Source organism: Candidatus Methanoperedens sp. (assembly GCA_027460525.1).
In the GTDB taxonomy this organism is placed as follows: Archaea; Halobacteriota; Methanosarcinia; order Methanosarcinales; family Methanoperedenaceae; genus Methanoperedens.
The window spans coordinates 106,326-117,466 of the sequence record JAPZAS010000003.1 but is presented as its reverse complement, the minus strand read 5'-3'; the positions used below and the strand labels follow the sequence as shown (position 1 = coordinate 117,466).

4 protein-coding genes are annotated in these 11,141 nt (G+C 39.9%); all 4 read right to left on the bottom strand.

Annotated elements, in window-relative coordinates; genetic code table 11:
- Positions 1-2: 2 nt before the first annotated feature.
- Positions 3-338 carry a DUF1622 domain-containing protein gene (locus O8C68_01040; protein ID MCZ7394387.1) on the bottom strand — a complete coding sequence of 112 codons (336 nt, stop codon included), beginning with the start codon at positions 336-338 and terminating at the stop codon, positions 3-5.
- 321 nt (positions 339-659) lie between these two features.
- A complete protein-coding gene (locus O8C68_01035) occupies positions 660-6,050 on the bottom strand; it encodes a DUF2341 domain-containing protein (protein MCZ7394386.1) in 5,391 nt (1,796 codons plus the stop codon).
- A gap of 439 nt (positions 6,051-6,489) precedes the next feature.
- Entirely contained in the window at positions 6,490-10,233 is a 3,744-nt protein-coding gene (locus O8C68_01030) for a metallophosphoesterase (GenBank protein ID MCZ7394385.1), read from the bottom strand.
- A gap of 675 nt (positions 10,234-10,908) precedes the next feature.
- Positions 10,909-11,136, bottom strand: a complete 228-nt coding sequence (locus O8C68_01025) for a hypothetical protein (protein MCZ7394384.1) — start codon at positions 11,134-11,136, stop codon at positions 10,909-10,911.
- Positions 11,137-11,141 lie beyond the last annotated feature (5 nt).

The following is an 11,141-nucleotide window of genomic DNA, read 5'->3' as shown; positions in this document are numbered from 1 at the left end:
CTTCAATAATTCTCTTTCTTAGTATTCTCGAATTCGCTTGCCTCTTTAGTTAAAAAGTATCCCATTACTGTCCTGATGCTGACTGTTGCACCAAGAAAGAGTATCTCCTGCTGACCAGGCGCAACGATCGTCTTTAAGATGTCACTGGCAATCAGGAAATCTAAGCCGAATACTATCTTATGTGTAAAATCTCTGCGAATGTCATGATAATCGAGATCTATGGACCTTCTAATTTCCCGGTTTAAGGTTCTGATTATGGTTAGGGCTCCTCCATAAAGTATGATAATTGCACCAATATATGCAAAAACCAATGATGATACATCGATGAATCCTACCATAATATTAAATTATATTTGAACCTATAAAAAAGGTTGCCAGGGAATTAAGAGCGCCGACCCGCGCGCCGGCATTCGGGTGGGGGCGGGATGCGCGGGTGTCTGTTTGTGTCGGCGCGCATCATCCTAAATTAAACAGCGAACTCATACGAACTCGATTGAACATTTAGTAAGTTCTTCTTTGCGTCTTGAGACTGTCGGAAAGCCCTATTTTTGAGGGCTTATGATTCAGTCTAAATTTGGTCGGTCGATTCGTAGCGGTTTAGCTACGGCAATATTTTTGGATGTTTCAATTTTGGCACTTTTCCGACAGTCTCATTCATGCTATAGTATCTGAGCTTCAAGCCCACCCTTATCAGTCGATAACTCTAATATCACAATACCCGCTCTGGTCTCTTTCTGCGGCTTTTTACCTTCAATATTCATCTTTATTTCCGTTTTATCCATATTGGCGTTGTATTTTGCCTCGGCGTCGAAGAGCTTCTGAACTTCAATCTTTTGATCCAAGTCTTTGAGCGCACCCTTCTCATCAGAGTAGTCCGCCTGTATATTGTTCTTTGGCGCTGCTATAATTGCTCCGTAGTTGTACTGCATGCTAATGATTTCGACCGCAGCTTCCTTTCCCTCCTTCTTATGCTTCAAAACGAGCACGAGGGAGTTGTTGGCTTGATTTAGCGTGTACTGCCTCAGTTCCCAGCCTTTTTCGCTATCTTTGTTCGCCTCTTTCTTATCCTTTGAGGGCAAGGTTACGTAGTTTGCCTCGATTCCAGTCTCGTTGTTGTAAACCTTGTAATCCTTCGAGGTAGTGTTGAACCCGATGGCTGCTTCTGGGGCAGGAGCTTCTTGGGCAGGAGCTACATTAATTTGTGTAGAATATTTATTATTTGCTTTATTAACCTCATGAATAGCATTAAAAGGGTCTGCTACAATCGAAATATTGACGGCTCCATTTGATCTTATCGGATAATAGAACTCCATGTGTTTACTTGACCCTGAGGAAAGATTTATAGTCCCATTACTTATATTAATCCCGTTTACTAAAAATTCAACAAAGACTCCTTTTACGTTTTCCATACCCTTGTTTGTAATTGTAGCGTTTATTGTCAAGTTCCCGAAAGTTTTGTTTTCTCCATATATTCTTACTCGGTCAATAGAGATATCCGGGTAGGTACTTATAAATCCGTATAATGGAGAATAGGTAGTATTGATGAGGAGGATATGGCCAGAGATTGTGTAGCTCGAATTAGGAAGGACGGTCGTGCCTAATCCCTTGTTGTAGAATAACTCTTTTGACTTTGTTGCAATAAAGGGATACTTGGGTTTAGGGATCTTAATCATTATAGATGCATAGTTCGAATTAGGTCCAAGGTACTTTTTAAATGATACAGGATTGATGTAAACGTATCTTCCTAATGAGTTATAAGTTGTCCCGTTCATTTCTAAGTCGAGATTTTCAAACAAAGATATTCCTGGAGGCGAAGTTGGACTGATTCCAGGAGCGGTAACATTACTAAGCAGAACAGTAATATTTCCCAACCTAAATTCGACATCGAAGGATGCATCTGGCGTGATTTCGTCTATTACTGAACCATTTCTATAATAGGTGATGTTGTACGGTAATGTTATTTTATTCAGCCTGAAGTAATCACTGCTGACATTCCTTTTAATGGTGAAAGTTCCTATATCCTGCACTGCTCCATTACTATTAATGTTATCATAAGCTTTTACCCGAAGGGTGTATAGACCTACAAATTTAGGTATCCAATATGAAATGTATAGATCTTCACTCCGATTATAAGGCATTAAATAGGTTTCAGTTCCATAATTGCTATTAATCTCAAGGAATACCAAGGGTTTTCTGCCTATACTGTCTGTTGCATTAACTACAATTTTGTAGATACTTTTACCATTTACATTTAAAGGTTCGTATGAGGCGGATAATATCTCTGGATGGATACTATAATTAATTTCATATAGTGCTGATTCATTCACTTCTGTGATGTTAGTAATATTTATTGACAAGTTCGAGGTTGCCTGGATATTTATTGATGAAACATTCTCACCACCTGGCAATGCATTCAAATATCCAGAAGGGAGTGATTCATTGGAGGCGTGTATTTTAAACTTCAATAGAGTTCCTTGAGTAATATTCCCAACAACGGTGGTTTGGGCAGAGGAATTTGTCGAATTATCGAACTGTGATATCGAGAGGTTGTATGTTTCCGTTAGGTTCTCTGCCTGTCTTGCATCCATAAATGCCGTAATGCCAAGATCAGCGGGTACAATGATTACCTCTTTATAGGTCACGTTATCTATTGTGGAATTTTGCAGAATTAGAGCTCCAGGTATGTTATTGGAAGAACTGTTTGTTGTGGAATTGAATCCTACAATTCGGCCGTATTGATCAACTACCTGGATATGCAGGTCATGCTGCCCAAGGAGTTCAGAAAACTCGACAATGGTGGCATTGAGTAATTTTCCCGTGATATTCAAATTCCTAAACTTTGAACTAATTGCATTTTCTATCTGGGTTTTATCAAACAAAACTGAAAGATATTTGTAGGACAGGTTATGTAAATCATAGTCTTTGTGAGGGTTCTCAATAATTGGGTATGCTATCCAACCTTCAGGAATCTTATCGGTTGTGATGCCGCTCTCGTATAATTTTTCTTTCAATAGATCCGTCGTCAATCTTATGTCTATCCCTCCGCCAGCGATGGCTTTTATTTTAAGGGGTAATTCAAGGATATTACTGTCTCCTGTAATCCCTGATTTTTCATAAGTGCTCTTTATCGGACTGGCGGATATCTCGTCTAACATGGTTTGAGGGGATAATGTTATATCTTCAATATTGGTCTGTGAATTAACAAAATTCTGGGTAACTGTCCCACTAACCTTTGAGATCTCAGAAGATGGGATTGTATAGCCTGTTTCGCTATCCGCTTCCTTTCCTATCCCTCCTAAGAAAAGTGTCTCTGGGGTGCCTGTTATATGTGTCGAGGTATCTGATTTGGAGAGCTTCAAGGAGTCAAATTCTCCATTAAAGTTATACACTGCTGTTGATCGGACTTCGCCTCCAGTAGTATTATCCCATGCTAAAACCGAACTCCCAAATTCCCATGGCGAATATAAAGAAATTTCCCTTTTTTGATCGGCAAAGTTATCTGAACCTTCTATTCCAACGCCAGCGCTACCTTTTATTCCAACTTTATCATAAGGCATGCCGAAATATGCTTCACCTTCGCCGCTAAGTCCCACGCCGATCTTGTTAAATTCTGCATATGGCTTAATAGGATTCTGGAGCAGGTTGCCTATGATTGGTTCATAATACACCGGTTCGATGGGATTTAGAAGGTCTGGTACGACCAAGATACCGGTTCCATAATACAAGTCAGCTCTGGTCAGGTCATTTGATATCGTTTTGAACCCGTATCCATGACCTTCATTGATGTGCACATTCTCTCCAATATCAGCACTACCAACCGTTAGTGGTCCTAAAGCAGCGCTAGGTGGACCGACATTTACTACTGCAGTTACCTCTCTGCTGGTTTCTAATCCTGCGTCTGTGCCCAGAATGTCTTGATTAGTAAAAGTCCCATCACCATTGTACCTCATCGAGATTGATCGAGGTGCGCTTTCCCCAATGGATCCACCAACAGTGCCAGTATCTCCACTTACTGTAACTTGAGGGGTAAAGCCAATTGATAAGTCAAACCTGTCATAAGTAGCTTTGAAAAAGTATTTTTGAGGAGTTGGAGTTGTTTGGTCGTTGACCTTATCAATGAAAACCGTGTACGAACCAGTAGCCGGAAAATTGACATCGATTTCTGCTGAACCAGTGTAATCCGCTTTGTCTGTGATAACCTGAGGAACAGGCCCCTCTACTTTTAGACTCAAATTTGCATTTGGTGCTGTGCTGTAGTAAAAATGAACCTTGCTATCTTTCATTATATTTGTTGGATTGGCAAGATCAGTCGAATAGAAATCAGAATATAACAAAATCGAAGTTGATGGATCTAAAGTAATGTTAGTTAAGGTACTTCCTCCGTTCGTGAATGTCTGACTTGTCGGGGTGCTGTTAAGGTAGCCGTCCTTTGCTGCCACGTAAGTATATGTCCCATCTGCCGGCAGGGTCATGCTATAATAGCCCGTACCATTTGTCAGGACTGAATTGGCATAGGTACCGTTATAGATGGTGACTGTAGCTCCTGAGATGCCTGCGCCCATGTTGTTGAAGACGTAGCCAGAGGGGGCGAAAGTTTGGGTTGATGTTGGTAATGCCCATGTCGGTTCAGGGGAAACAAAATTACGAACAAGAATCCAGTCATATTGTGCTGAACCAACTACACCATCATAATATGTAGACCAAATTGCAGAGCCCATAACAACAGGCATAGCATTCGTCGGAATATTTGCAGCAGTAGAATATGCGTATAGCTGAGAATCATTTTCATATACATAAACAGTACTTGTCAGTCTTCTAAGTTCATCTATGACAAAAGTGGTCCTAGGGTTAGACGATGTAGAACCAAAAACTGGCTCTGCTCTATGAGAAGAATCTACAGCCGTATCGAACATCAGAGATCCCAGATTAGCATAAGTAGACCAATCCAATACTGTATAATCCTGATAAGGATCTGCTATTGGTCTGCCTGTGCCATCTGCATATCCTACATACCCCTTATCTCCACCAGTGTCATAGGCATCGGTATCTATTTTCACTCTTGTACGCACGCATGTATTTACACCAAATGTTTGTATCGACCTGATATATGTTCGGTCATACGTAGCTAGGACTAAAATCCCACCCGAAATATACTGGTCACCTTGATTTACAGTCCACTTATTTGTGTCAATGCTTGATCTGGTATTAAAATCGTCAAAAAAAGGAAATGTTGCTGTGCCGTTGCTTGCGCTTATGGCTGAAGGGTTGTCGTAGTAGAGATAGATGCTTGTATTATTCGGGCTTGCAGGTATTGAATCAACCTCAATCCAAACGGTAGCATTTGTTCCTGATGTGTAAGATTCTATCCAATAGTCCAGCAGCGTAACCCCGTCAGATTTTGTGAACCTTAAATCACCAAAATCGCTCCTTGTATTGCCTCCGAGATAGACAGCACCCGATGTATCGTTTCCAGTGCTGTTATAGAGCGTGAGGTTCATCTGGTAATTTGTCTGCGCACCAGCGGATGTGCCGTTGATTGTCTTTTGCTTTCTGTAGTTCCAGCCTGAGAGGAAGCCCGCAGATGCCATTACAGTCTTATCATTTGGTTTGTTTAAATCACGGTTGATTCTGTTAGCAGAAATATTGATTTGATGTTCGCCTACTGTTAGAGGAACCGTAATATTGTAAGCTGCTGACTTTGACGATCCATTTCCTAAGAGGTTTCCAACAAATGTATCATTATTAATATCTCTACCAAATACCGAGGCATTGGTTGAAACATTTACAGTTGAACCTTCAGCGGTTACGACAGTATTTCTTATCGTCGGTGTTAAAGTGAATTTACCTCCTGGTTGGGCATTAATTACATCCAGTGCTTCTATTTCAAGTGAAGGTTCAACATAAAAAGCATTTGCACCGCGTCCCGTATTTTTATTATCATGATAGTATTCTGTCCATACTGAATTTGCTGATGCCTGCCCCGACAACAGCACCAGAAGCACTATTGCCAAAAGAAAAACCGATATTACGTCTCTATTGATCTCTCGCATAAATCCCTCAAATATAGCCTTTCCTTTTGGATTGATGTATTGTACTTTCCAAGATGACCCTTACTTTCATTGGTGCCGCAGCAATGCCCACATAAAGATAGTCAGATATAAAGTTCCTCGAACCTGTTGAGATTGGATGCCACTGGCTCAAATTTGTATTATAAATAGCAGGGTAAACGAATCTGAACGCATACCCCCCGCCTAAGCTCTGATCTTCAGAAATGCCAAGTATGCTCATAACACATCCCGAATGGATCTGCTTTATACCAGTTCCATCCTTTGAATAAAACCGCACCCTGCTCGCATTGGACGCTTTCACAATCTTCGTGACGTCTTTCGCGATGCGATTGCGTCAGGAGTCTTATTGCCATGTCATGTTTCTCGCAATAAGGTGATACCATCATTTTATTCCTCTTTATGTTAACGACATGTCTTCCAGCTAGTATCTTAGCTCCAAGCCGCCCTTATCAGTCAATAGCTCTAATATCACAATACCCGCTCTGGTCTCTTTCTGATGCTTTTTACCTTCAATATTCATCGTTATTTCAGTTTTATTTGTATTGGCGTTGTACTTTGCCTCGGCATCGAAGAGCTTCTGAACTTCAATCTTTTGCTCCAATTCTTTGAGCATACCCTTCTCATCAGAGTAGTCCGCCTGTACATTGTTCTTTGACGCTGCTATAATTGCTTCATCGTTGTACTGCATGCTAATGATTTCGACCGCAGCTTCCTTCCCCTCCTTCTTATGCTTCAAAACGAGCACAAGGGAGTTGTTGGCTTGATCTTCTAGCGTGTACTGCCTCAGTTCCCAGCCTTTTTCGCTATCTTTGTTCGCCTCTTTCTTATCCTTTGAGGGCAAGGTTACGTAGTTTGCCTCGATCCCAGTCTCGTTGTTGTATACCTTGAAATCCTTCGAGGTAGTGTCAAACCCGATGGCTGCTTCTGGGGATGCTTTGGTGGTTGGAGGTGTTCTTGCAGTATCCTTGACATCTGTAAGGTTGATATTATCCACAATGTCAGCGCTTTGAATAGTTATAGTATAGTTAGCGTTGCTGGAAAGCCCTGTAATATTGTAATATGACCCGGAAGTGTTCTCCATAAGTATACTATCCAGGTATATCATTACGTAGCTAAAGTCTGCATCTTTGGGATTGTCCCACGTCCAGTTTATCCATGCACGGTTTAAACTGTCGTAACCAGTTTTATGAGTTAAGTTTGTTATAGCCGAAGGAGGTTCTGTGTCGTTGGCTAAGGAGCCGTTGTAATAAACCGTTCTATTAGCTATGGTACCAAACCCATAGTTGTCTATTGCCGTAACATTGATTATATTCCGACCTTCGTTCAGTGATAAGATTACATCCCAATTCTCCTGGCCTGCTTCGAACCCGTTTACGGTTACGTTTAAAATACCGCTGTCATCATAGGCTATACCTCTTACAATTATATTTTGCTTATTAAATATTTTGTTCTCAGGTGGATATTCTATTTTAAGAACTGGAGGCTCTGTATCCCTGATTGTTATGACTACATTTGATATATTAACCTGACCTGCGCTATCATTGACCAGAAGGGTTAGGTTGTGAACACCGGCAGAAAGATTTGCGATACTAAAGTTTCCATGACCAATCACATCGTCTCTGTCCGAGATCCAGGTCAGTTTATTCAAAGTTCCATCCTCTCTGTCAATACCGCTGCCGTTAAACGTTACCGGTTGTCCCTGATCCCACGTTGAGCCGTCAGCCGGAGATAATATGATAGCTGTAGGCGCATAATCAGTTTTTACTGTACCGGGCTGCTTTGTGGTGTCAATTATGCTTTTATTGTTCAGGTCGATCTGCATGGTATAATTTGTCTGAGTGATGTTTAATTGTAGGTAGGCTATTGAATTCCTGTTTATGGAAACATTATTGTAATTTATGGTTGTGGTAGAGTTTTCTGCCTTGCTCTCGATTGTGAAATTGAACACTGATTGGTTAGAAGTTATATTTTCCCTGCTGAAGTTTGATACGATTTTAATGCTGTAGTTTAAACTGGTATTGTATAAGAGTGCAAAAGCAGGTAAGGTTATGTTGCCCAGCTTGTATTCTTCAAAGTAATATGAGCCGGGTATGTTATTTTCTATATTCCCGGTAGCGCTCAACCCTGTATGCCTGCCAGATTCATCAAAGATGTGCAGGTCGGCGGGAGAGTGCAGATAGACGTAATTTACGGGCGTGCTGTTTATGCCGGTCATCTTTACATCTGTTAATTTTATTTTATTTTTTATATCCTTATCTATACCTGAATCTACAATTAGGTATCCATAAGGAGTGTTATCATCTTTGGTAGCGCTTCTTGTCTGGACAAATAATGGATTTTCTAAAATTATGCATGAGGAGATAATGTTACCGTTACTAACCGTACCAGAACGATCATAGCAGTTGCCGTAACTGTCACCATCTTTATTAAAAATTTTAGATTTGTGGGTATGACCCGTGAGAACCAGCTTCACTTTTTTATTATACGTTAAATTAATAAATTGATCCCTGTTTTCACTGATAACATTGCACGAAAAAAATAAACATGTATCATCAATTGCAGGATGATGCATAAAAATAATTGTTTTTCCGTTCAGGATATTATCTCTTGTGAAGTTTCTTTGTTCAGGTGATAATCCAGAACCCGTTGGTTCAAACAATACTGTGCTAAGTGAAGAAGTATCGTATCCAGAATCAAGACCTATGAAACGGAAACTATTGTTGTCGAAATAATCACCGTCTTTATGCTTATACACACCACTAATATCATCACTAATAATATAGTTTCTATAATTATTCAGATTATTGAAACAGTCATACCCTAGAATCTCCGGACATGCAGTTTCAAATATATTTCGTGGATTCTCTTTCCCGCGTCTATCATGATTCCCAGGAACTATATATACTTTAATATTATTTTCTTTGAATTTCGAGATGCTCGTGATAAAATCAGTATATTGAGAAGCACTGTTCCATTCGACTAAATCGCCTGTTATCAATACAAAATCGGGTTTATGGGATATAACATCGTCAATTACAGCGTTGAATTTATAAATAGACGTTATGGAAGATAGTAACGAGCATGCTAATGATTCTGAGTTATTCCAGCCACATAAATATGGGTTAGGTCCTATATGTACATCAGTTAATTGCACAAACCTAAACCCTTGAGAGAATTTTAAAACAAAATCATTAATTGGCGTTGCGTTCGATATTGTTTTGCTATCTGTAGTAAAATCAGCGTGACTAACATTTAAAGTGTAAACTCCATTCGGTACATTGGGAATTGAATACGCACCGGAAAGATTGGTATAATTATATAGAGTTTCATTGATTTTAACTAAAGCATGTGGCAAGGGATAGGTTTTCCCATCTACGCCCTCATAATATACATGACCTGATGCAGCGAAAGTTGATGGTGGTGTTGCTCCTACTGTCGAATTTAGAGTAATATTAGTCAGCCCACTTCCGCTATTCGAGAAAGAATCAGATTGGACGGTTCCGTTGTAATTTACTTTTGACGCAGTATAATTGAAAGTCCCATCTGATGGGACAGTTATATGATAATATCCAGTTGCGTCACTTATTGCTTGAATTGAGATTGTAGCATCCCAATAAACGACTGTTGCATCTGGGATTGGATGTCCTTGATTATCTAAGACATAACCGGAAGGGTTAGAGGGAACGTAAATTGGGTCTGAATAATCAGTAATTCTAAAGATAGCAGAAGCATCATTTATGCCATCTTCACTAACATAAAATTGTATTTCAAATGGATAAGTACCAACAGGGAAATATAAATTTTCTGTTGTTGGTGTCCCCGAATCATAATCTTCCCACGATAACACTCCATTTATATAGATTCTAAGGTCACTTTTATCATTATGTGTGCCCGTATCTCCAATTGATATTATTCTATGTTGAGCTTTTGTAATTGTGATAGTTTGTGTTAATTCTGCATGAGACCTTGAGCCTGTTGTAAAAACACCGCTATGTTTAATCCCATCTGTTGCACTATCATAACTAAATCTACTCTGTGTATCTGTTTCTGTGTAGTTAGATATATTAAATCTGACAAATGGAGGATTTGGATAAGATGCATTTACATTGCTGGTGATGATACTCATCAAAACCAGCATTCCTATTGCCATTTTTATATTGTTCATTGTTTTCTTTTTACCCCTGTATTAAATTTTTAAAACTTCCGAATAATGCGAGAATGTATAGGACGAAGACCAATCGCGTTAGCTGGGGAACGTATATTCTCATCCACATAAAGACATCTGCAAGAGTCCATGATACTCCCGAACATACCCGCTTGGGCATGTCGTTGTTTCATAACACATCCTGGATGGATCTGCTTTATACCAGTTCCATCCTTTGAATAAAACCGCACCCTGCTCGCATTGGACGCTTTCACAATCATCTTCGTGACGTCTTTCGCGATGCGATTGCGTCAGGAGTCTTAGTGCCATGTCATGTTTCTCGCAATAAGGTGATACCATCATTTTATTCCTCCTTAAGTTAACGACATGTATTATCCGATTCAATCGTTAACACCGAGTTTATAAATTTTATAATATATAATATTTATCCTTATATATATAACAATAATTATCATTATTACCATATATGAATCATTAGGATGTATAACCCGGCAAGCTGCTCACCAGCATGCCTGGAATTTCTCACGGAAAACGAGCAGCGAAATATCTTTTCTCTCAGAAACACTGTTTTTCTTGACCGGATGGCCAAGCGCGACTGCAGCTATACTTAACACCAATCCCTTCGAGCATATTTATATTCACGAGGTGCATCCACTAAAACAAGGATTGAAACTCTCAAAAATGAATGTGCTTCAACCTTTTCTCAATAATCCCAGGCCATATCGAAGCGGACACTATCATCGAGAGTATGAACACGAACACCATGCCACCGTACACATCCACGCTCGTGTACATGGGATTCTCCCGTACTTTTGCCGCTGCAAGTACATAGAATATAAGCACAATAACAAACGACGTGGCAAGGCTTGCAAGCACGCTGTAGTAACCCTCCTTTTTCTCCATTAATA